The following is a 22426-nucleotide window of genomic DNA, read 5'->3' on the forward strand; positions in this document are numbered from 1 at the left end:
CTGCCCTCGGTCCGGACACTGATCGTTCCCACGTTCTGCGTGGGAATGCCTCCAGGGAAGCTCGCGGTGTGGAAACGATCAGACGATCAGTTACAGGGGCGTTGGCGGGCTTCGGTGTTTCGGCAACTCAATCCGCTCACTTTCCCCCGGCACCGTCGGCCAATCCCCGGCCGCCCAGCGCTGACGTGCTTCATCAATCAATGCCGGATCACTGGCCACGAAGTTCCAGTTGATCCGTCGTGGCCCGTCCAGTGGCGCTCCGCCAAACAGCACGGCATGGCAGTCACTCTCGGCGAACAGCGTCATCTCTTCCCCGGCCGGCAGCACCACTAGCGTGTAGGGCTCCAGCAACTCGCCATCAAGCTGCGCCTCGCCACTCAACACATACAACGCCCGTTCTTCATGCTCGGTGGGAATCAGCAGTGTGGTCGCCGTTTGCAGGTTCAATTCGGCATACAGCGTAGGCGAAAGTACCGGGACCGGTGATTCAAGGCAAAAGCCCGTCCCGGCGATCATTCGTATCTTCACGCCAAGGTTTTCGCTGACGGGCAGCGTGGCTGCTGGATGGTGGCTGTAGTGTCCTGGGCCGTGCTCACGGTCCTTGGGCGAAGCCAGCCAGATCTGTAAGCCGTGCATTGTACCGCCACTGTTCTTCAAGGCTTCGGGCGTGCGTTCGACGTGGGCAATCGCACTGCCGGCGGTCATCCAGCTGACATCGCCGGCTTTCACCACCTGATCGGAACCGAGGCTGTCCTTGTGCTGGATTTGCCCTTCGAACAGGTAGGTGAGGGTGGACAGGCCGATGTGCGGATGCTGACGGATGTTCATGCCTTTGCCCGGTGGATAACGGGTTTCGAGCATGTGGTCGAAAAACACGAAGGGCCCGACGTTGCGGCATTTGGCTGACGGCAAAGGGCGAAGGATCGGTTGGCCTTCGACATCTTCGGCGCGGGGGCGGATCACGAGCGGAGTGTTCATGGTGCGTTCCAGGCTGAGCGGGTGACGCAGGGAGCATAACCCGCTTGCGTAGCCGTTGCCGCTATTGGCTGAAGGCGCCTTCGGACAGATGAGTCTCGATGCTGACTTCAGAGGTGGTCATCAGCTTGTGTACCGGGCAGCGGTCGGCCACGCGGTGCAGCTCGTCGCGCTGGGCGTCGGTGAGTACGCCCTTGAGCGTGAGTTTGACGTGCAGGGCATATTTGCCTTTCTGCTCTTCACTGTTGTCGCGCTTGACCTCGACCCCGACGCCGGTCAGTGGAATGCCCTTTTTCTTCGCATACAGCTTCAGGGTCAGGGCCTTGCAGGCGCCGAGGGCCGCGTCGAAATAGTCATGGGGCTCTGGCGCGGTGCCTTCGCCACCGGACGACTTGGGAACATCGGCAAACAGTTCATGGTCATCGATCTGGACGCTGTGACGAAAACCTTCGGCGGAGACAGTATTGACGGTAACAGTCATGGGAAACCTCGCAGGGATCAGGAAAAGTCATTCGATCAAAAAAGACCCTGAATTTATAGAGTATTCCTCAAGTCGGGCGTTCCACTTTTTGATCCCTTTGGCGTTTCATGGTGTTCCAGGGTGATCGTCTACTGGCCCAGCAACGTTGTACTGTGCGCTGATCGCTCCCGCCCAACGAAACACCAGACGAAAAAAAGCCCCGCGTTTGCGGGGCTTTCATGTCGGTCCGGATCAGCTGCCTTTGACCGTCTTGCCGTTGACCGTACCGTCGAGGAGCATGATGTTGTACTCCTTGCCGTCGGTTTCGACCTGTTGCAGGCGGACCAGCAGGTAATCCCAATCCTTGGCGAACCACAGCACGGTGATGCGCTTGCTTTGTGTCGGATCGCGCACGCGCTCGACCTTGACTGCATCGATCTGGCCTGCCTTTGTGTCGACTTTCTCCGAACCCAGCACGCGGAAGTCATAGGTATCGACTTCGCCGGCATCGACGACCTGATAGCTCATGCTTTTCTTGCCGGCGGCCACGTCATGCTGCAGCGCCAGTTGATAGGTGGACTTGTCGACCATGCCGCGGTTGAGCGGGAGCTTGACGGCGTCACCGCGATCGGTGCCGGTGACCATCTTGTTGGTCCAGTCGAAATCCAGATCAGCCTTCTTGGCTTTGCCCAGGCCACCGCGTTCGAAGTGGTAGGACTGCGGCAGCAGCGTGTCCTTGTCCAGGGTCAGGGTGCTTTCTTCGGTCAGGCTGGCGATCATCATCGACGCCTTGAAGCTGAGTTTCCAGACGCCGTTGGCTTCCTTGGTCAGGCTGCGTTCGGCGGTGCCGCTCATGGGCAGTTGCTTCCAGTCGGCGGTGTAGCTGGCGGAGAAGGGATGAAGGTCCGCGGCCTGCGCAAACGGCAGGGCGAGCAGAGCGCAAGCGAAGAGCAGGGCACGACGCATAAAATCTCCTAGGTTCGAATCAAGTGGCCGCTGGCCGCGAGTAACTGTCCGTCCAGTAAAGCACCTTGTTCGCCGAGTGATAAACGGCCTTCGGCAAACCAGCGTACGGCCATCGGGTAGATCAGGTGTTCCTGGGTGTGGACTCGCTGCGCCAGACTCTGCGGCGAATCGTGCAACTCTACCGGTATTACTGCCTGTACGACCAGTGGTCCGCCATCGAGTTCCTCGGTGACGAAGTGCACGGAGCAGCCGTGTTCCGTATCGCCGGCCTCCAGCGCGCGCTGATGAGTGTGTAACCCTTTGTATTTGGGCAGCAGCGAGGGATGGATATTGAGCAGGCGACCCTGGTAATGGCGCACGAAGTCAGCGCTGAGAATGCGCATGAAGCCGGCCAATACCACGAGTTTGGGGTTGAAGGCGTCGATCAGTTCGATCAGCGCGGCATCGAAGGCCTCGCGGCCCTCGAAAGCCTTGTGATCCAGGGTGCGGGTGTCGATACCCGCGTCCCTGGCGCGTTGCAGGCCGTAGGCGTCGGCGCGGTTGGAAATCACCGCAGCAATGCGGGCCGGGCTATCGCCGGTCCGCGTGCTGTCGATCAAGGCCTGCAAGTTACTGCCGGTGCCGGACAGCAGCACCACCACATCACAGGTCTGGGACATTAATGAGCCTTGAGGTTCTTCAGTTCGACCTGGGCCGCGCCTTCGGCAGCGGTGGCGATCTGACCGATGACCCATGGCTGCTCGCCAGCTTCACGCAGGACGTTCAGCGCGGTTTCAACGTGCTCCTGGGCAACGCAGATGACCATGCCGACGCCGCAGTTCAGCACGCGGTGCATTTCGGTTTCGTCGACGTTGCCTTTCTCTTGCAGCCAGTCGAACACCGCAGGGCGGGTCCAGCTCGCGACGTCAACCACCGCTTGAGCGCCTTTTGGCAGTACGCGCGGGATGTTGTCCAGCAGGCCGCCGCCGGTGATGTGGGCCATGGCCTTGACGGCGCCGGTGTCCTTGATCAGCTTGAGCAACGGCTTCACGTAGATACGGGTCGGAGCCATCAGAAGGTCGGTCAGCGGTTTGCCGTCGAGCTGGATGTTCTCGATGTCGGAACCCGACACTTCGATGATCTTGCGGATCAGCGAGTAGCCGTTCGAGTGCGGGCCGGAAGACGGCAGGGCGAGCAGGGCATCGCCGGCAGCGACTTTCGAACCGTCGATGATTTCGGATTTTTCCACGACGCCGACGCAGAAGCCGGCCAGGTCGTAGTCTTCACCTTCATACATGCCAGGCATTTCAGCGGTTTCGCCGCCGACCAGGGAGCAGCCGGACAGTTCACAGCCGGCGCCGATGCCGGTTACAACCTGAGCAGCGGTGTCGACGTTCAGTTTGCCGGTGGCGTAGTAGTCGAGGAAGAACAGCGGCTCAGCGCCGCAGACCACCAGGTCGTTCACGCACATGGCCACCAGGTCGATGCCGATGCTGTCGTGCTTGTTCAGGTTCAGCGCCAGGCGCAGCTTGGTGCCGACGCCGTCAGTGCCCGATACCAGCACCGGTTGTTTGTAACCGGCCGGGATTTCGCAGAGGGCGCCGAAACCGCCCAGGCCGCCCATGACTTCCGGGCGCGCAGTGCGCTTGGCGACGCTCTTGATGCGTTCGACCAATGCTTCACCGGCGTCGATGTCTACACCGGCGTCCTTGTAGCTCAGGGAGGGTTGCTTGCTCATGATCCAGGCCTTTAGGGGGGATTCAGGGGTAACGACCGAGTTCAGCGGGCCTGTCGAAATTGATGAGGCAATAGCCTCACGCGCTATTTCGACACGACCCGGCTGTAGCCGGTCTGCGAAGGCGCGCGATTTTATCAGGCTTGAGGGGCAGCGGCCATCCTCGTGCCGACGGGCAGGGGCATATCGCGTTAAAAAAACTGATATTGCCCGTGTTGGCGGCGTCCCGGATGGCTGTATAAGGTACGACGTTAACCGTCTATCGTTATGACAGTGCGAAAACTTACCGCGATCGCGTGAATGTTTTGCTTGGGCCTGTGGTCACAGCCCTGGCTCAATCGTCTTCATGCGGTCTGTTCCAGCCGCTCTTGTCGTCAGGAATCTTTCATGCGTTTTCTTAAATTCTTGTTCGTGGGCTGTTTATCCGTGGTCAGCCTGGCCAGCCACGCCGAAACAGTCAAAGGCCTCTATCAAGTGCGCCAACCGGTCACCGGCCAGACACCGGAGGAGCGCGATCAGGCGACTCAGCAGGCGCTGGAAACGCTGGTATTGCGCTTGACCGGCGATCCCAAGGCGGCGCAAAGCCCCGGTCTGGCGGCCGTGCGCAAAGATCCTCAGCAGATCATCAGTCAGTTCGGCTACGACGCCGGGCCGCCGCAAGTGCTGAAAGTCGATTTCGATCCGGCCACCACCGAGCAGGCCTTGCGTCGTGCCGGGCTGGCCGTGTGGGGGGCCAATCGGCCGTCGATCCTCGGCTGGTGGTTGAACGATTCCACCGAAGGTTCTAGCCTGGTCGGCGATGGTCAGGCCAGTGCTGCGCCCTTGCGTCGGGCGGCTCAGCACCGAGGCCTGCCGTTGCGTTTGCCGCTGGCTGACCTGAATGAACAGATCGTCGCCACGGCACCGAATCTGGAAGGTGCCGACCCTGCGCCACTGCGCAGTGCCTCCGATCGTTACAATGCCGATGCCTTGCTGGCGGTGCATGCCCGTGAAGAAGGGGGGCAATGGCAAGCCAAGTGGCGACTGTGGCTGGGCGATCAGAAAGAGGCCGGTAGCGTGCAGGGCGCCGATACCGCCGCCGTGGCCGATGCGGTGATGCTGGCGGTCAGCGAGCGTCTGGCGTCGCGTTTCGTCGCCAAGCCAGGTGCGTCGGGCGAGCAATTGTTGGAAGTGCAGGGCATGAATCTGGAGCGTTATGCGACGCTTGGGCGTTTGTTGGAGCCTTTTGGCGCGCGTCTGCAAAGTGTCGATGGCGACCGCGTGCTTTATCGCGTCAACGGCAGCGCCGATCAGCTGCGAGCTCAGTTGTCCCTGGCGCAATTGCAGGAAGTTCCGGCCGGTCAGGCGCCGGCACCTGTTCAGCCCGTGACTGCGGGTTCGGCGCCGGCCGCAGCGCCAGCACCTGCCCCGACGCCGCAGTTGCGTTTCCGTTGGTGAGTTTTTTCTTTATATAGAAGCAGGAGTGGTACATGGCCGATACGCGGCGTTGGTTCTGGCTCGGTGGGGTGGCCCTGCTTTGCGCGTTTGTTTACCTGTTGCATCCGATCCTGACGCCGTTCCTGGTGGCGCTGTTGCTGGCCTATCTGTTCGATCCGCTGGTGGATCGGCTGGAGACGCTTGGTTTGTCGCGGACGTGGGGCGTGGTGGCGGTGTTCGCGTTATTCAGCATGATCCTCACCACGCTGTTGTTGGTGTTGGTGCCGATGCTCGCCAAGCAGCTGTTTCGCTTGTATGAACTGGCGCCGCAGATGCTCGACTGGTTGCAGCACACCGCGTTGCCGTGGGCGCAATCGAAGTTGGGTTTGTCGGAGGGCTTCTGGAAGTTCGACAAGCTCAAGGCGGCGATCAGCGAGCACATGGGTCAGACCACCGACATTGTCGGCGTGGTGCTGAGTCAGGCGACGGCTTCAGGCCTTGCGCTGATTGGTTGGCTGGCCAATCTGGTGCTGATCCCGGTGGTGAGTTTTTATCTGTTACGCGACTGGGACCTGATGATGGCCAAGATCCGCAGCCTGCTGCCCCGTGATCGTGAAGAGCGTGTCATGACCCTGGCCGGGGAATGCCATGAAGTGCTTGGGGCGTTCGTGCGCGGACAGTTGCTGGTGATGCTGGCGCTGGGTGTGATTTACGCCGCGGGCTTGATGATGATAGGGCTGGAGCTGGGACTGTTGATCGGTCTGATTGCCGGTCTGGCGGCGATCGTGCCGTACATGGGGTTTGTCATCGGGATTGGTGCGGCGTTGATAGCCGGCCTGTTCCAGTTCGGTGGCGATCTGTATCCCATGATCGGTATCGTCGCGGTGTTCATGGTCGGCCAGGCACTGGAAGGCATGGTTCTGACGCCGTTGCTGGTGGGGGACCGGATCGGCCTGCACCCGGTGGCGGTGATCTTTGCGATTCTGGCCGGCGGCGAGCTGTTCGGTTTTACCGGTGTGCTGCTGGCATTGCCGGTGGCGGCGGTGATCATGGTCCTGGTGCGCCACATGCATGATTTGTATAAGGGTTCGGATATCTACAGCGGTAGCGACGAGCCTAAGCTGTAATGGATTTGATCGCTCATGACAGGCAGCCTGGTTTCATGCCAGGTTTGCCTGTCCCTTGCACGGCAGTCCCATGCACCGCCAAAGAAACTGTCATAAAACCAGCGCGTTAACGCAAACCTTTGATTTTGCTTGTGGTCTGTCGCATTGTGCGGTCAGCTTCACGGGTATAAACTTCGCAAACTTTACACAGAGGCCACTAACGGTTCCTTTGGAACTGTTCAGTCAGCATGAAACCGATTCAGCTGCCCCTAGGTGTGCGTCTGCGTGATGACGCCACCTTTATCAATTACTACCCAGGCGCCAATGCCGCTGCACTCGGCTATGTCGAGCGGCTGTGCGAAGCCGACGCCGGCTGGACGGAAAGCCTGATTTACCTCTGGGGCAAGCACGGGGTAGGGCGCACGCATTTGTTGCAGGCGGCTTGCCTGCGTTTCGAGCAGATGGGTGAACCGGCGGTGTATCTGCCGCTGGCCGAGTTGATGGACCGTGGCATCGAAATCCTCGACAACCTCGAACAATACGAACTGGTTTGCCTGGACGATTTGCAGGCGGTCGCCGGCAAGGCGGATTGGGAAGAGGCGTTGTTCCATCTGTTCAATCGTCTGCGTGACAGCGGTCGGCGTCTGCTGATTGCTGCGTCGACGTCCCCGCGCGAACTGCCGGTGAAGCTGGCGGACCTCAAGTCTCGGCTGACACTGGCGCTCATCTTCCAGATGCGTCCGCTCTCTGACGAAGACAAGTTGCGTGCCTTGCAGTTGCGCGCCTCCCGTCGTGGCCTGCACCTGACTGACGAAGTCGGTCATTTTATTTTGACTCGTGGTACTCGCAGCATGAGTGCGCTTTTCGAGCTGCTTGAGCGCCTCGATCAGGCCTCCCTTCAAGCTCAGCGCAAGCTGACAATCCCGTTCCTGAAAGAGACGTTGGGCTGGTAAAAGCCAGGTTTTTCGCGGGTTCCGGCATATTCCAGGCGTCAACAAATCCGCTTTCCTGCAAGGGAGCAGGCTGCGCAAAGGTTTAAAATGGGCTTAAGCGCTTAGATGGAAACGAGAAACCGATAAGTCACATAAAGATCGATTGAATTTGCAAATGAGATCGATAGCGGGCATAGTCTCGGCTTCTTTACAACTATCAGCCACGGTCGTGCCCATGCTAAATCGCTTCGCACCCCTCGTGCCTCTCGCACTCGTCACCCTGTTGTTCGGTTGCGCTGCTCACTCTCCAGTGTCCCAGCAAGAGCCACAGCATCAGGTTTCAAATTCAGTTACCGCGCAGTCTTCTTCCGTTCTTTTCCAGGAAGAGCTAGCAACCAATAAAGAACTGGCAGACTTCGCCGGGGGCAAGTCGTACCAGCTTCCGGTTCTGGCTGACAGCATCCTCGAACGTGGCATGTCCCTGATCGGTACCCGTTACCGTTTCGGCGGCACCTCCGAGGCAGGCTTCGACTGCAGCGGCTTCATCGGTTATCTGTTTCGTGAAGAGGCTGGCATGAACCTGCCGCGCTCCACTCGCGAAATGATCAACGTTGACGCTCCGCTGGTGGCTCGCAGCGCCCTCAAGCCGGGTGACCTGCTGTTCTTCGCCACCAATGGCCGTCGCGGTCGTGTCAGTCACGCCGGGATCTACGTGGGTGACAACCAGTTCATTCACTCCAGCAGCCGCAAAAGCGGTGGTGTCCGGGTCGATAGCCTGGGCGACAGCTACTGGAGCAAGACCTTCATCGAAGCCAAGCGTGCACTCGCGATGGCGCCGGCTGCAGCGCCTATCGTCACTGCGCGCAAATAAGCGGACAGTTTACAAGGCGAACTTAAAGTCTTACTTGAAGTTTGCCGCGTAGCCGCTAGAATCCTGATCTATTATTGATGGCAAACCGCCTGCGTTCTGCGCAGGCGGTTTTCTTTTCTGTCTTTGTGGCAGAAAAAAGCCGCAGCCAGATCAGGATGTTCTGTTTATGACGATGTCGGCCCGCCTCGCACTCATGTTCTTCGCAGCGCTGCTCAGCGCCTGCGCCAGCCGCACACCGCCACCTGCGCCGGTGGTTCGCGCGCCGATTGTTTTCGGTTCTCCCCAAGCCTTTTCCCCTGCGGCAGAAGACGTGCTGTTTCGCGCGCTCGGTCTGGTGGGGACGCCTTATCGTTGGGGCGGCAACACGCCGGATTCCGGGTTCGATTGCAGCGGTTTGATCGGTTACGTCTATCGCGATGTCGCAGGCATTTCCTTGCCGCGGTCCACGCGCGAGATGATCGGCATGCAGGCTCCCGACGTCGGCAAGGAAGGCCTGCAAACCGGCGACCTGATTTTCTTCGCCACCAATGGCGGCTCCCAGGTCAGCCATGCCGGGATCTATGTCGGCGAAGGGCGCTTCGTCCATGCACCAGCCACGGGCGGTACGGTCAAGCTGGACAGCTTGTCCAAGGCTTACTGGCAGAAAGCCTACCTGAGCGCCAAGCGCGTCCTGCAGCCCGAGCACTTGGCACATAATCCATAGCGCAGGTCATGCCTGCTCGCACGCTCTGTCGTAAACGCTGATCCCCTGTGGGAGCTCCCACAGGGTTATCGTCTTGCAGTAATCACATTATTTTGCCGCGCTAACGCGCCAAATCTTGTTCCCCACATCATCCGCCACCAACAAGCCGCCCTGCTGATCGATCACCACGCCCACCGGCCGACCCATGGCTTTTCCTTCATCGTTGAGGAAGCCGGTCAGCACATCCAGCGGCTGCCCGCTCGGTTTGCCGGCGCTGAACGGCACGAAAATCACTTTGTAGCCGCTGTGCGGTTTACGGTTCCACGAGCCATGCTGGCCGATGAAGGCGCCTTGGGTGAACGGCGCGGGCAACTTGCTGCCTTCGGCGAACGTCAGGCCCAGCGACGCGGTATGGGGCCCCACTGCGTAGTCCGGTGCAATGGCCTTGGCGACCAGATCAGGGTTTTGTGGCTCGACGCGAACATCGACATGTTGCCCGTAATAGCTGTAAGGCCAGCCATAGAACCCGCCGTCCTTCACTGAAGTGATGTAGTCCGGCACCAGGTCGCTGCCGATTTCGTCACGCTCGTTGACTGCGGTCCACAGAGCACCACTTTGCGGCTCCCAGGCCAGGCCGTTCGGGTTGCGAATCCCCGAGGCGAAGATTCGATGGTTGCCGGTGGCGCGATCGACTTCCCAGATTGCCGCGCGACCTTCCTCCTGATCCATGCCGTTTTCACCGACGTTGCTGTTCGAGCCCACGGTGACGTACAGCTTGCTGCCGTCCTTGCTGGCGATGACGTTTTTGGTCCAGTGGTGATTTCGCGAGCCGCCCGGCAAATCGACCACTTTGATCGGCTGCGACTTGATCGCTGTCTCGCCGTTTTCATAGTGAAAACGCAGCAAGCGGTCGGTGTCGGCGACATACAGGTCTTTGCCAACCAGGGTCATGCCGAAAGGCGAGTTGAGGTTTTCCAGGAACACCGTGCGGGTTTCGGCGACGCCGTCGTGGTCCTTGTCCCGCAGCAGAGTGATGCGGTTGGGGCTGGGGACGCCGGCCCCGGCGCGGCCCATGACTTTGCCCATGATCCAGCCGCGAATGCCTTTGCTGTCATCGGATTTGGATGGCGCGTTGGTTTCGGCCACCAGTACGTCGCCGTTGGGCAGCACGTAGAGCCAGCGCGGATGCTCGAGGCCTTCGGCAAACGCGACTACTTGAGTGCCTGCGGCGGCGACGGGTTTTTTATCTTGAGGCCAGCCGATTGCCGGGGCGATGTTCACCGTCGGGATCAGGGTTTTGTTCGGTTCCGGCAGCTTGGGCGACGGTCCGGTGCCGTCCGAGACTTGCAGGCTGGAGGTTTCACCACAGGCGGCGAGCCCTCCGGCGAGCGCGATGATGAAAACGAGCTGGAGTTTGCGCATTACTGATCTTCCCTATGAATGCATTGACGTAATCATAGAGAAGCGTAGATGCGTGATGGTTCAACCGGTCAGCCGCGGGCTTCCTTGAACAGCACGGCGATCCCCGGATGGTAGTTGCCGGCTTCATTGCGCAACTTGCGGTAGGCGTAAGGGAAATACCAGGCCACGGCGCAGGTGTGTTCCTTTTGCAGGTCGTCGAGCATGTCCTGGAGTTCTTCTGGGGTAGCGCTGTGCTGGGCTTTTTGTGGGGCGACAAACAGGCAGCCGAGTTTCAGGTCGCTGGCGTAGCTGATGCGCTTCGCGTCGCTGGTGATGTCCGCCAGTGCCTGGGTCAGGTTCAGGTTGTTGACCCGCGGCCAGCGCTGGGTGGCCTGCAGGTACGCGCGTTCTTCGCTGGTGGCGATAAACAGATCGGCGCGGGCGTTGCGTTCGCCTTCTTCGGTCTGTTTGCGCGACGGTGTTTGCTGCAGCGTGACCATTTCCGCCATCCAGGCTGCGGCAGAGAGCAGGCCGAGGTTGGCGTTTTCGTCGTACCAGTAAGGCGTATCGTTATCGCCGCGCACGGCGTTGTAGCGGTCGATACAGTCAAACCAGCGTTCCAGCACCGGGCGCAGGAATTCCAGCTTCGGATTGCTGATGATCATGCCTTGCATGTGGCTCACCCTTGTTATTGTGTTATGAGGTTGTGGCTCTTTGATATCACTGCTGGCAGTGTGGCACAAGATTGGCGTCAGATAATTGATCGGCGGCAGTTATTCGCCGGAAGGCGTCCCGTCTTTAATTGACGCTCCACCCCCAACCCTCTAACCTTCGCGGCTTGTTTCAGGTGCTCTGTGGCCTTGGTCGACAGAGTGAAACAGGGAAGCCGGTGAGTGGATTTCTTCCAGCGAAGAATGATCACGATCCCGGCGCTGCCCCCGCAACGGTAAATGAGTGAAGACTGCGCCTGATGCCACTGTGTCGATGAACGATGCGGGAAGGCGCGCAGTTGGCCCCGAGCCGCTCATGAGCCCGGAGACCGGCCTGATCCATTCAGCGGCATCACGGTGGGCGATGCCAGGCTTCTTGCCGTCTATTCTTGTGCCTGCCCGCCGTTATCCAGCCTCAACGGAGAGCTCCCCCATGACTGATACCCCCGATCGTGACGAACGCCATCTGGCGCGCATGCTGCGCAAAAAAGCCGTGATCGACGAACGCATCGCCAATTCGCCGAATGAATGCGGCCTACTGCTGGTGCTGAGCGGCAACGGCAAAGGCAAGAGCAGTTCGGCGTTCGGCATGCTGGCGCGCTCCATGGGCCACGGCATGCAATGTGGCGTGGTGCAGTTCATCAAGGGGCGCAGCAGCACCGGCGAGGAGTTGTTCTTCCGGCGCTTTCCGGAGCAAGTGCGTTTTCATGTGATGGGCGAGGGCTTCACCTGGGAAACCCAGGACCGCCAGCGTGACATTGCCGCCGCCGAAGCTGCGTGGGCGGTGTCCCGCGAACTGCTGAGCGATCCGTCGATTGGCCTGGTGGTACTCGATGAATTGAACATCGCCCTCAAGCACGGCTACCTCGATCTCGATCAGGTGCTTAGCGACTTGCAGGCCCGTCCGCCGATGCAGCATGTGGTGGTCACTGGCCGTGGCGCCAAACCGGAGATGATTGAACTGGCTGACACCGTCACCGAAATGGGCATGATCAAGCACGCCTTCCAGGCCGGGATCAAGGCGCAAAAAGGCGTCGAGTTGTGAATCAACCACGTCAATGCCCGGCGGTACTGATTGCCGCGCCGGCCTCCGGTCAGGGCAAGACCACCGTCACCGCCGCGCTCGCCCGTTTGCATCGCAATCAGGGGCGCAAGGTGCGCGTGTTCAAATGCGGCCCGGACTTTCTCGACCCGATGATTCTCGAGCGCGCCAGCGGTGCACCGGTTTATCAACTGGACATGTGGATGGTTGGCGAGCAGGAAAGTCGTCGTCTGTTGTGGGAAGCTGCTGGCGAAGCTGACCTGATTCTCATCGAAGGCGTCATGGGACTGTTCGACGGTACGCCGTCCAGCGCCGACCTGGCGCGGCATTTCGGTGTTCCGGTGCTCGGCGTGATCGACGGCACCGCCATGGCGCAGACGTTTGGCGCACTGGCCCTGGGGCTGGCGCGCTATCAGCCGGATTTGCCGTTTGCCGGTGTGTTGGCCAACCGGGTTGGCACCCTGCGTCATGCGCAATTGCTCGAAGGCAGCCTGACAGAAGGCTTGCGTTGGTACGGCGCGCTGTCCCGGGAAACCGGCATCGAATTGCCGAGTCGGCATCTTGGCCTGGTACAGGCCAGCGAATTGAATGATCTCGATCTGCGTCTCGATGCAGCCGCCGCCTCGCTGGCCAGCAGTTGCGACGTGGCGTTACCACCTGCCGTGGAATTCGCCGCGCCTGAAGTGATCGCCGCCGAACCATTGCTGGCCGGTGTGCGGATTGCCGTGGCCCGGGACGAAGCCTTTGCGTTTACCTACGGCGCGAGCCTGGATCTGCTGCGGGCGATGGGCGCCGAGTTGTCTTTCTTCTCGCCGATCCGCGACCGCGAGTTGCCGGAGGCAGACAGCCTTTATCTGCCGGGCGGTTACCCTGAATTGCACCATGTGGCGTTGTCACAAAATACGCCAATGCTGATCGCCATTCGCGATCACCACGCAGCGGGCAAACCGTTGCTGGCCGAGTGTGGCGGCATGCTGTACCTGCTGGACTCGTTGACCGATGTCGAGGGTACTCGCGCTGAGCTGGTTGGCTTGTTGACCGGTGATGCGGTGATGCAGAAGCGTCTGGCGGCGTTGGCCTTGCAGGCGGTGGAACTGCCTGAAGGTTTGCTGCGCGGGCACACCTATCACCACTCGCTGACCAGCACCGAGCTTGAGCCGATTGCGCGTGGCCTGAGCCCCAATGGCGGGCGAGGGGCAGAGGCGGTTTATCGTGAGGGGCGGATGACGGCCTCTTATGTGCACTTTTATTTTCCGTCCAATCCGGCGGCGATTGCTGCGTTGTTGGCGCCCGATCGTGAAGCCGTCATCGCGAGCAGGCCATGACAGAAAACGCCTTTTCCGAAGCCGAACGCGATGCGGTCTACCGAGCCATCGGCGAGCGTCGTGACATGCGCCACTTCAGTGGCGGCACGGTTGAGCCCGAGTTACTGAGGCGCCTGCTCGAAGCCGCGCACCAGGCGCCGAGCGTCGGCCTGATGCAGCCCTGGCGGTTCATCCGCATCAGCGACCGGGCGCTGCGCGGCAAGATCCAGCAACTGGTGGAGGAAGAACGCGTCCGCACCGCCGAAGCCCTCGGCGAGCGCTCCGACGAGTTCATGAAGCTCAAGGTCGAAGGCATCCAAGACTGCGCCGAAGTGCTGGTCGCTGCGCTGATGGACGATCGCGAACGGCATATCTTCGGCCGTCGTACGTTACCGGAAATGGACATGGCCTCGCTGTCCTGTGCCATCCAGAACCTGTGGCTGGCGTCCCGCGCCGAAGGCCTGGGCATGGGCTGGGTGTCGCTGTTCGAACCGCAAGCCTTGGCGAACCTGTTGGGTTTACCGGTCGGGGCCAAGCCTTTGGCCGTTCTTTGCCTGGGGCCGGTCAAGGAATTCTATCCAGCGCCGATGCTGGTACTCGAAGGCTGGGCGCAGGCGCGTCCGCTCAACGAGTTGCTGTATGAAAATTATTGGGGAGTGAGTCAATGAGTGTGGCGTTGTTGAGTGTCGCCGCGGTCGCGCTGGATGCGCTGCTGGGTGAACCCAAGCGCTGGCATCCGCTGGTGGCGTTCGGTCGTTTTGCCGATCGCATCGAACAACGTTTCAACTCCGCTGGCCGCGGCTGGCGCAGTCACGGGGTGACGGCCTGGGTGATGGCGGTCGTGCCGCTGACCTTGCTGGTCACCGCGTTGTCCTGGGCACCTTACGTTGGCTGGATCGTCGAGATTCTCGCGCTCTATTGCGCGCTTGGCATGCGCAGCCTCGGCGAGCATGTCGAGCCGGTGGCCAAGGCCCTGCGCAGCGATGATCTGGTTGAGGCGCGCACACGCGTCGGTTATCTGGTCAGCCGTCAGACCAGCGAACTGGACAAAACCGAAGTCGCCCGCGCCGCCACCGAATCGGTGTTGGAGAACGGCAGCGATGCAGTGTTCGCCGCGCTGTTCTGGTTTGCCGTGGCGGGTGCGCCCGGTGTGGCGCTCTATCGTCTGAGCAACACCCTGGATGCGATGTGGGGTTATCGCAACGAACGCTTCGAGCGTTTCGGCTGGGCTGCCGCAAAGATCGACGATGTCCTGAACTACATTCCTGCACGCCTGGTGGCGTTGACCTACGCACTGTTGGGCAAAACCCGACTGGCGCTGAAATGCTGGCGCACCCAGGGGCCGACCTGGGACAGCCCGAATGCCGGGCCGGTGATGGCGGCTGGTGCCGGTGCGTTGGGTGTCGAGTTGGGCGGGGCGGCGATTTATCACGGCGAACTGCATCAGCGTCCGCAGTTGGGCGAAGGCGTGCCGGCGGATGCCGACTCCATCGATCGTGGCTGGCAATTGGTCCAGCGCGGGGTATGGTTATGGCTGCTGATTCTCTGCGTGGGGGCTGAATTCTATGCTTGAGCACGGTGGCCGGTTGCGCAAGGCAGCACTTGAATACGGCATCGCCGAAGCCGATTGGCTCGACCTGTCCAGTGGTCTTGCGCCCTGGCCATTCCCGGTTCCGGATATCCCGCTGCGGGCCTGGGCACGTCTGCCGGAAACCGATGACGGTCTGGAGCAAGCCGCCTGCGACTATTACGGTGCGGCTCAGGTGTTGCCAGTGGCCGGTTCACAAATGGCGATTCAGTTGCTGCCGCGTTTGCGCCGGGCCGGCAAGGTCGGTGTGCTGTCGCCGTGTTACGCCGAGCACGCCGAAGCCTGGCGCCGCAACGGTTATGTCGTGCGTGAAGTCCTGGAGTCGGAAGTCGATTTCTTTCTCGACAACCTCGATGTGCTGGTGGTGGTCAATCCGAACAATCCCACGGGGCTGAGCCTGACCCCGGCCCGTCTGCTGGATTGGCACGCGCGGCTGGCCCAGCGCGGTGGCTGGTTGGTGGTGGACGAGGCGTTCATGGACAACACACCGCATTTGAGTCTGGCGCCGTTCACCAACCAGATCGGCTTGATCGTGCTGCGTTCCTTCGGCAAGTTTTTCGGCCTGGCCGGTGTGCGGCTAGGGTTTGTGCTGGCCGAGCGCAAGTTGCTCAAACTGCTGGCCGAGCAAGTCGGGCCTTGGGCGGTCAGTGGGCCGACCCGCGTACTGGGCCAGGCTTGCCTGACGGATACGGACGGGCACACCCGACAGCGCATTCGCACTGACGAAGCTGGCGAGCGTCTGGCGCTGCTGCTTGAGCAGTATGGTTTCAAGCCTCAGGGCGGCTGTGCGTTGTTCCAGTGGCTGATCACCGAGCGCGCCGAAGCGCTGCATGAATTCATGGCCCGGCGCGGCATTCTGCTGCGGTTGTTCACCCACAACAGCAGCCTGCGTTTTGGTTTACCTGCGGATGAAACGGACTGGTCGCGCCTCGAACAAGCCCTGCAAATCTATGCCAAGGAAAACCCATGACAACGTTGATGGTTCAAGGCACCACATCCGACGCCGGTAAAAGCACACTGGTGACGGCGCTGTGTCGCTGGGTCACGCGCCAAGGCGTGAGCGTGGTGCCGTTCAAGCCGCAGAACATGGCCCTCAACAGTGCGGTGACCGCCGACGGTGGCGAGATTGGTCGCGCTCAGGCGGTGCAGGCCCAGGCTTCAAACCTTGAACCGCACACCGACATGAACCCGGTGCTGCTTAAACCCAACAGTGATACCGGCGCCCAAGTGATCATCCATGGTCGCGCCGTCACCACCATGAATGCCGTCGCCTATCACGACTACAAAGCCATCGCCATGCAGGCGGTGCTGGCCTCCCATGAACGGCTGAGCGCGGCGTATCCGCTGGTGATGGTTGAAGGGGCGGGCTCGCCGGCCGAGATCAACCTGCGCGCCGGCGACATCGCCAACATGGGGTTTGCCGAGGCGGTGGACTGCCCGGTGGTGCTGATTGCCGACATCAATCGCGGCGGGGTTTTCGCGCATTTGGTCGGTACGCTGGAGCTGCTGTCGCCCAGCGAACAGGCGCGGGTCAAAGGCTTCATCATCAACCGCTTTCGCGGCGATATCGCCTTGCTGCAACCGGGGCTGGACTGGCTGGAAGCGCGCACCGGCAAACCGGTGATCGGCGTTTTGCCTTATGTGATGGACCTGCATCTTGAGGCCGAGGACGGCCTCGATCAACGTCAGAGCGACAAGGCCGATCAAGTGCTCAACGTGGTGGTGCCGGTGCTGCCGCGCATCAGCAACCACACCGATTTCGATCCACTGCGCCTGCATCCGCAAGTGGACCTGCAATTCATCGGCCCTGGCCAGGCGATTCCATCGGCCGACCTGATAATTCTCCCAGGTTCGAAAAGCGTACGCAGCGACCTCGCGTACCTGCGGAGCAACGGCTGGGACTCGGCGATCGCGCGGCACTTGCGCTACGGCGGCAAAGTGCTGGGAATCTGCGGCGGCCTGCAAATGCTCGGCGAGCAGGTGCATGACCCGCTGGGCCTTGAAGGCGCGCCGGGTTCCAGTGCCGGTTTGGGCTTGCTGGCGTTCGAAACGCAGCTCGAAGAAGAGAAGCAGTTGCGCAACGTGCGTGGGCGTCTGGCGCTGGAAGATGCGCAGGTCAGCGGCTATGAAATTCATGCCGGCGTGACCACCGGGCCGGCGCTGGAAAACGCCGCCGTGCAGCTGGACGATGGTCGCTGCGATGGTGCGCGAAGTGCCGATGGGCAGATTTTCGGTACGTACCTGCATGGCCTGTTCGAATCACCGGCGGCGTGCAGTGCACTGTTGCGCTGGGCTGGTTTGCAGGAGGTGCAGGAGGTGGATTACCACGGGTTGCGCGAGCGCGATATCGAGCGGTTGGCGGACCTGGTGGAGAAGCATCTGGATACCTCGCTGTTGCGTGAACTCTGCGGTTTTTGAGGTGGCTGCACTGGCCTCATCGAAGATTTTAAGGAATCAACCATGCTGCAACTGATCCTCGGCGGCGCCCGCTCCGGCAAAAGTCGTCTGGCTGAAAAGCTGGCGACTGACAGCCAGCTCCACGTCACTTATATCGCCACCAGCCAACCCCTGGACGGTGAAATGAACGAGCGAGTGACCCATCACCGTGCCCGTCGTCCGGCCGACTGGGCGTTGATCGAAGAACCGCTGGAGCTGGCCCGCGTACTGCGCGAAAGCGCCGGCGTCGACCGTTGCCTGCTGGTGGATTGCCTGACGCTGTGGCTGACCAATCTGCTGATGCTCGATAGCGCCGAGCGCCTGTCGGCCGAGCGCGAAGCCCTGCTGGACTGCCTGGCGTCGTTGCCGGGTGAAATCATTCTTGTCAGCAACGAGACCGGAATGGGTGTCGTGCCGCTGGGCGAATTGACTCGCCGCTATGTCGATGAAGCCGGTTGGCTGCATCAAGCCTTGGCCGAGCGCTGCCAACGTGTCGTCCTGACCGTCGCCGGCCTGCCCCTGACTTTGAAAGGAACTGCGTTATGACTCACACCTGGTGGCTGAACCCGTGCAAGCCAATCGATGCACAAGTGGTCGAACAGGCGCAGGCGCGTCAACAGCAACTGACCAAGCCTGCCGGTTCCCTCGGCCAGCTCGAAGCGGTGGCGGTGCAACTGGCCGGGTTGCAAGGGCAGGTCAAGCCGACCCTCGATCAGCTGTGGATCGCGATTTTTGCCGGTGACCATGGCGTGGTCGCCGAAGGGGTGTCGGCGTTTCCGCAGGAAGTCACCGGGCAGATGTTGCACAACTTCGTCAGCGGCGGCGCGGCGATCAGCGTGTTGGCGCGGCAGTTGGGCGCGTCCCTTGAAGTGGTCGACCTCGGCACCGTTACGCCGTCGTTGAATCTGCCGGGTGTGCGTCACCTGAACGTCGGCCCGGGCACGGCGAATTTCGTCCAGGGCCCGGCGATGACTCAGGCCCAGGGCGAACTCGCTTTGCAGGCAGGTCGCGACAGTGTGCAACGCGCCATCGCGGCAGGCGCGCAGTTGTTCATCGGCGGCGAAATGGGCATCGGCAATACCACGGCGGCCAGCGCCTTGGCCTGTGCGTTGCTCGATTGCCCGGTGGTGCACCTGGCCGGGCCGGGCACCGGCCTGAACGCTGCAGGTGTCAGCCATAAAGCCCAGGTCATCGAACGCGCCTTGGCATTGCATGGCGCTCAACGTGGCGATGCGCTGCAAACCTTGTTCAACCTCGGCGGTTTCGAAATCGCTGCGCTGGTTGGCGCGTACCTGGCTTGTGCTCAGGAAGGTGTCGCGGTGTTGGTCGACGGGTTTATTTGCAGCGTTGCCGCGCTGGTGGCGGTGCGTCTGAATCCGGCCTGTCGTGAGTGGTTGCTGTTCGGTCATCGTGGTGCCGAGCCGGGTCATCGCCATGTGCTGGAAACCCTGAACGCCGAACCGTTGCTGGACCTCGGCCTGCGGTTGGGCGAGGGCAGTGGTGCGGCGTTGGCCGTGCCATTGCTGCGCCTGGCCTGCGACCTGCACGGGCAGATGGCAACATTCGCCGAAGCCGCAGTGGCGGATCGCCCGGCATGACCTTGCGCCTGGACCTGTTGCGTCATGGCGAAACCGAACTCGGTGGCGGCCTGCGCGGCAGCCTCGATGACGCGCTGACCGGCAAGGGCTGGGAGCAGATGCGCGCTGCGGTGGTTGAGCAGGGCCCTTGGGATCGTTTGGTCAGCTCGCCGTTGCAGCGTTGTGCACGCTTCGCGCAAGAGCTTGGGGCGCAATTGGGTTTGCCGGTGCAGCTGGAAAAGGATCTGCAAGAGCTGCATTTCGGCGCCTGGGAAGGGCAGAGCGCCGCGGCGCTGATGGAAACCAGCGCCGAGGCATTGGGCTTGTTCTGGGCCGATCCCTATTCGTTTACGCCGCCTGATGGTGAGCCGGTTGCCGACTTTTCGACGCGGGTGTTGGCGGCCATTGAGCGGTTGCACGCGGCCTATTCAGGTGAGCGGGTCCTGCTGATCAGCCATGGCGGCGTCATGCGATTGTTGCTGGCGCAAGCGCGCGGATTGCCGCGTGAACAGCTGCTCAACGTTGAGGTTGGCCATGGCGCGTTGTTCTCGCTGTCGGTCGAACCCGGCGTCTTGTTAAGGGAAGTGATCTGATCATGTTGCCGTTCTGGATCGCCCTGCAATTTCTGAGCAGCCTGCCGATTCGTCTGCCGGGCATGCCGACGCCCGAGGAGTTGGGCCGGTCATTGTTGTTTTATCCGCTGGTCGGCGTGCTGTTCGGTGCCATTCTGTGGGGGCTGAACGGGCTGTTGCTGGGCGCGCCGTTGTTGCTTCACGCGGCGTTGCTGCTGACCGTGTGGGTGTTGCTCAGTGGCGCGTTGCACCTGGATGGCCTGGCCGATAGCGCCGATGCGTGGCTCGGCGGTTATGGCGACCGTGAGCGCACTCTCACGATCATGAAAGACCCACGCAGTGGGCCGATCGCGGTGGTGACGCTGGTGCTGGTGTTGCTACTCAAGTTCGCCGCATTGCTGGCGTTGATCGAGCAGCAGCACAGCGTAGTGCTGATCATCGTTCCACTGATTGCTCGCAGCGCGCTGTTGGGATTATTCCTGACTACACCTTACGTGCGTCCCGGTGGATTGGGGCAGGCGCTGGCCGATCATCTGCCACGTTCGGCCGGGAAACAGGTGTTGGTGATCAGCGCGGTGGCCTGTGTGTTGATCGCGGGCCTCAGCGGTGTGTGGGCGCTTGCGCTGGCAGCTGTGGTGTTTGTCTGGTTGCGGCAAGTCATGATGCGGCGATTGGGCGGGACGACTGGCGACACTGCCGGGGCGTTGCTGGAGTTGCTGGAAGTAGCGTTGCTGGTGGGATTGGCGCTGCTCTGAATTCCTGTGGGGGAGCGGGCAAGTCGGATCGCGGCACTGCTCGTTCTTACAGGTAAAATGTGTCGAAATATTTGCTTTCATTTAACCGCGGGTATATACACGCACCATGCTTCCTTCTCAATGTTTGTGCACTAACCTGCGTCGCGCCGCTCGTGGCGTCAGCAGGCATTACGACGGCGCGCTCGACGGCTTCGGGATCAACGTTGCCCAGTATTCTCTGCTGTGCAACCTGCAACGTCTGGATCAGCCGAGCATCTCGACACTGGCCGAGGCCATGGGCCTGGATCGCAGCACCCTGGGGCGCAATCTACGGGTGCTGGAAGGTGAAGGTCTGGTGACGCTGGTCGAGGGCGAAGACATGCGCAATCGCATCGTCCTGCTCACCGAGACAGGGCGCGAACGTCTGGCAGCAGCCTTGCCGGCCTGGGAAGCGGCGCAACAGCGGTTGATCGACCGTCTGGGTGCCGAGAAGCGTGAAACCTTGCTGAAACTGCTGGACGAACTGGCTTGAGGCCAGTTTTTTCGATCTTAAGCGGGTATATACCCGCTACCGGAGAACAACAATGACATCGATGTGGCGTACGTGCGGTTGGGTGCTGTTGGGCAGTGCGCTGATACTGGCGTTGTCCCTGGGGGTGCGCCACGGCTTCGGGCTGTTTCTGGCGCCGATGAGTGCCGAGTTCGGCTGGGGCCGCGAAGTGTTTGCCTTCGCCATTGCCCTGCAGAACCTGATCTGGGGCCTGGCGCAGCCATTCACCGGCGCATTGGCCGACCGCTTTGGCGCCGCGAAGGTGGTGTTGATCGGTGGTGTTCTGTACGCCCTGGGTCTGGTGTTCATGGGGTTGTCCGATTCGGCGGTGACCTTGTCCCTGAGCGCCGGGTTGTTGATCGGTATCGGCCTGTCCGGCACCTCGTTCTCGGTGATCCTCGGCGTGGTCGGCCGTGCCGTACCACCGGAAAAACGCAGCATGGGCATGGGGATCGCCAGTGCTGCCGGTTCCTTTGGTCAATTCGCCATGTTGCCCGGCACACTGGGGCTGATCGGCTGGCTGGGCTGGTCTGCGGCATTGCTGGTGCTGGGTCTGCTGGTGGCGCTGATCGTGCCGCTGGTGAGCATGCTTAAAGACAAGCCGTTGCCGGTGCTCGGGCATGAGCAAACCCTCTCTGAAGCGCTACACGAAGCCTGCTCCCATTCAGGGTTCTGGTTGTTGGCGTTCGGCTTTTTTGTCTGCGGTTTTCAAGTGGTGTTCATCGGTGTGCACCTGCCGGCGTATCTGGTGGATCAACACCTGCCAGCCTCCGTCGGCACCACGGTATTGGCGCTGATCGGGCTGTTCAATATCTTCGGTACCTATACCGCAGGCTGGCTTGGCGGGCGGATGTCCAAGCCGCGTTTGCTCACCGGTTTGTATCTGTTGCGGGCGGTGGTGATTGCGCTGTTCCTCTGGGCGCCGGTCACTCAGGTCACGGCCTATTTGTTCGGCATGGCCATGGGCTTTCTCTGGTTGTCGACGGTGCCCTTGACCAACGGCACGGTGGCAACCTTGTTCGGTGTCCGAAATCTGTCCATGCTCGGCGGGATTGTTTTCCTGTTCCACCAGCTGGGCTCGTTCCTCGGCGGCTGGTTGGGCGGGGTGGTGTATGACCGAACCGGGAGCTACGACTTGATCTGGCAGGTGGCGATTCTCTTGAGTCTGATGGCCGCAGCCCTGAACTGGCCAGTGCGCGAGCAGCCGGTAGCGCGCCTGCAAACCCAGGTGAGTGCCGCATGAACAGTCTTTGGCCGCGGATGGCAGCCATCGCCGTCGGCGTATTGCTGCTGGCCCTGGTTTGGTGGGGCTGGCATCAGGGTGGGCTGGCATTGATGCAGCTGGGCATGGGTGCTTGCTAGCGAGCTGCTTGCTAGCGAGCGGCGAAGG

At 61.3% G+C, this 22426-nt stretch carries 25 protein-coding genes and 1 riboswitch; of the genes, 18 read left to right on the top strand and 7 right to left on the bottom strand.

Annotated elements, in window-relative coordinates; translation table 11 throughout:
- Positions 1-90: 90 nt before the first annotated feature.
- The 5 genes from PSH69_RS08400 to purM form a co-directional block, all read right to left on the bottom strand.
- Positions 91-978: a pirin family protein gene (locus PSH69_RS08400; protein ID WP_305411651.1), complete on the bottom strand. Its 888-nt coding sequence runs from the start codon at positions 976-978 to the stop codon at positions 91-93.
- 61 nt (positions 979-1039) lie between these two features.
- Positions 1040-1456 carry an OsmC family protein gene (locus PSH69_RS08405; protein WP_007936063.1) on the bottom strand — a complete coding sequence of 139 codons (417 nt, stop codon included), beginning with the start codon at positions 1454-1456 and terminating at the stop codon, positions 1040-1042.
- Between the two features lie 231 nt (positions 1457-1687).
- The gene (locus PSH69_RS08410; protein WP_018925120.1) at positions 1688-2401 is read right to left on the bottom strand and encodes a DUF3108 domain-containing protein; all 714 of its coding nucleotides are present in this window, start codon (positions 2399-2401) and stop codon (positions 1688-1690) included.
- An 8-nt stretch (positions 2402-2409) separates the two neighbouring features.
- Positions 2410-3060, bottom strand: a complete 651-nt coding sequence (gene purN / locus PSH69_RS08415) for a phosphoribosylglycinamide formyltransferase (protein ID WP_018925121.1) — start codon at positions 3058-3060, stop codon at positions 2410-2412.
- On the bottom strand, positions 3060-4118 hold the full coding sequence (gene purM, locus PSH69_RS08420; protein ID WP_007936066.1) for a phosphoribosylformylglycinamidine cyclo-ligase: 1059 nt from the start codon (positions 4116-4118) through the stop codon (positions 3060-3062). The genes purN and purM overlap by 1 nt, the downstream gene beginning before the upstream one ends.
- A 384-nt stretch (positions 4119-4502) precedes the next feature.
- On the opposite strand from purM, the gene PSH69_RS08425 reads away from it, so the two are divergent.
- From PSH69_RS08425 to PSH69_RS08445, 5 genes are all read left to right on the top strand, one after another.
- The gene (locus tag PSH69_RS08425) at positions 4503-5552 is read left to right on the top strand and encodes a DUF2066 domain-containing protein (RefSeq protein ID WP_305411652.1); all 1050 of its coding nucleotides are present in this window, start codon (positions 4503-4505) and stop codon (positions 5550-5552) included.
- A gap of 32 nt (positions 5553-5584) precedes the next feature.
- The gene (locus tag PSH69_RS08430) at positions 5585-6658 is read left to right on the top strand and encodes an AI-2E family transporter (protein WP_305411653.1); all 1074 of its coding nucleotides are present in this window, start codon (positions 5585-5587) and stop codon (positions 6656-6658) included.
- A 227-nt stretch (positions 6659-6885) separates the two neighbouring features.
- Positions 6886-7590: a DnaA regulatory inactivator Hda gene (hda, locus tag PSH69_RS08435; RefSeq protein ID WP_007936072.1), complete on the top strand. Its 705-nt coding sequence runs from the start codon at positions 6886-6888 to the stop codon at positions 7588-7590.
- A gap of 214 nt (positions 7591-7804) precedes the next feature.
- The gene (locus PSH69_RS08440; protein WP_019579634.1) at positions 7805-8440 is read left to right on the top strand and encodes a C40 family peptidase; all 636 of its coding nucleotides are present in this window, start codon (positions 7805-7807) and stop codon (positions 8438-8440) included.
- A gap of 166 nt (positions 8441-8606) precedes the next feature.
- Complete coding sequence (locus PSH69_RS08445; RefSeq protein ID WP_064619367.1) at positions 8607-9143, top strand: C40 family peptidase; 537 nt, start codon at positions 8607-8609, stop codon at positions 9141-9143.
- Between the two features lie 87 nt (positions 9144-9230).
- On the opposite strand, the gene PSH69_RS08450 is transcribed toward PSH69_RS08445, so the two are convergent.
- Both PSH69_RS08450 and PSH69_RS08455 read right to left on the bottom strand, forming a co-directional pair.
- The gene (locus PSH69_RS08450) at positions 9231-10544 is read right to left on the bottom strand and encodes a sorbosone dehydrogenase family protein (RefSeq protein ID WP_305411654.1); all 1314 of its coding nucleotides are present in this window, start codon (positions 10542-10544) and stop codon (positions 9231-9233) included.
- Positions 10545-10612: 68 nt separating this feature from the next.
- Positions 10613-11197, bottom strand: a complete 585-nt coding sequence (locus PSH69_RS08455; protein WP_018925127.1) for a hypothetical protein — start codon at positions 11195-11197, stop codon at positions 10613-10615.
- A 154-nt stretch (positions 11198-11351) separates the two neighbouring features.
- Positions 11352-11586: riboswitch (cobalamin riboswitch) on the top strand.
- A gap of 80 nt (positions 11587-11666) precedes the next feature.
- Here PSH69_RS08455 and cobO point away from each other — a divergent pair.
- From cobO to PSH69_RS08520, 13 genes are all read left to right on the top strand, one after another.
- Entirely contained in the window at positions 11667-12278 is a 612-nt protein-coding gene (cobO, locus tag PSH69_RS08460; RefSeq protein WP_007936078.1) for a cob(I)yrinic acid a,c-diamide adenosyltransferase, read from the top strand.
- Positions 12275-13600, top strand: coding sequence for a cobyrinate a,c-diamide synthase (locus PSH69_RS08465; RefSeq protein WP_305411655.1), 1326 nt, complete (start codon positions 12275-12277; stop codon positions 13598-13600). The genes cobO and PSH69_RS08465 overlap by 4 nt, the downstream gene beginning before the upstream one ends.
- Entirely contained in the window at positions 13597-14247 is a 651-nt protein-coding gene (gene bluB, locus PSH69_RS08470; protein ID WP_019648163.1) for a 5,6-dimethylbenzimidazole synthase, read from the top strand. Before PSH69_RS08465 ends, bluB begins: the two co-directional genes overlap by 4 nt.
- A complete protein-coding gene (gene cbiB, locus PSH69_RS08475; protein WP_305411656.1) occupies positions 14244-15152 on the top strand; it encodes an adenosylcobinamide-phosphate synthase CbiB in 909 nt (302 codons plus the stop codon). Before bluB ends, cbiB begins: the two co-directional genes overlap by 4 nt.
- A complete protein-coding gene (gene cobD, locus PSH69_RS08480) occupies positions 15145-16137 on the top strand; it encodes a threonine-phosphate decarboxylase CobD (protein ID WP_305411657.1) in 993 nt (330 codons plus the stop codon). Before cbiB ends, cobD begins: the two co-directional genes overlap by 8 nt.
- Positions 16134-17585 carry a cobyric acid synthase gene (locus PSH69_RS08485; protein ID WP_305411658.1) on the top strand — a complete coding sequence of 484 codons (1452 nt, stop codon included), beginning with the start codon at positions 16134-16136 and terminating at the stop codon, positions 17583-17585. The genes cobD and PSH69_RS08485 overlap by 4 nt, the downstream gene beginning before the upstream one ends.
- A gap of 42 nt (positions 17586-17627) precedes the next feature.
- Entirely contained in the window at positions 17628-18149 is a 522-nt protein-coding gene (gene cobU, locus PSH69_RS08490) for a bifunctional adenosylcobinamide kinase/adenosylcobinamide-phosphate guanylyltransferase (protein WP_305411659.1), read from the top strand.
- Positions 18146-19201, top strand: a complete 1056-nt coding sequence (gene cobT / locus PSH69_RS08495; protein WP_018925134.1) for a nicotinate-nucleotide--dimethylbenzimidazole phosphoribosyltransferase — start codon at positions 18146-18148, stop codon at positions 19199-19201. Before cobU ends, cobT begins: the two co-directional genes overlap by 4 nt.
- On the top strand, positions 19198-19773 hold the full coding sequence (cobC, locus tag PSH69_RS08500) for an alpha-ribazole phosphatase family protein (protein WP_305411660.1): 576 nt from the start codon (positions 19198-19200) through the stop codon (positions 19771-19773). Before cobT ends, cobC begins: the two co-directional genes overlap by 4 nt.
- 2 nt (positions 19774-19775) lie before the next feature.
- Complete coding sequence (locus tag PSH69_RS08505; RefSeq protein ID WP_305411661.1) at positions 19776-20507, top strand: adenosylcobinamide-GDP ribazoletransferase; 732 nt, start codon at positions 19776-19778, stop codon at positions 20505-20507.
- A gap of 106 nt (positions 20508-20613) precedes the next feature.
- A complete protein-coding gene (locus tag PSH69_RS08510; RefSeq protein ID WP_007898923.1) occupies positions 20614-21018 on the top strand; it encodes a MarR family winged helix-turn-helix transcriptional regulator in 405 nt (134 codons plus the stop codon).
- Between the two features lie 52 nt (positions 21019-21070).
- The gene (locus PSH69_RS08515) at positions 21071-22279 is read left to right on the top strand and encodes an MFS transporter (RefSeq protein ID WP_019648170.1); all 1209 of its coding nucleotides are present in this window, start codon (positions 21071-21073) and stop codon (positions 22277-22279) included.
- Entirely contained in the window at positions 22276-22398 is a 123-nt protein-coding gene (locus PSH69_RS08520) for a hypothetical protein (protein ID WP_007936107.1), read from the top strand. Before PSH69_RS08515 ends, PSH69_RS08520 begins: the two co-directional genes overlap by 4 nt.
- The last annotated feature ends 28 nt before the right edge of the window (positions 22399-22426 follow it).

The sequence above is a fragment of the Pseudomonas sp. FP1740 genome, assembly GCF_030687165.1.
Lineage (GTDB): Bacteria > Pseudomonadota > Gammaproteobacteria > Pseudomonadales > Pseudomonadaceae > Aquipseudomonas.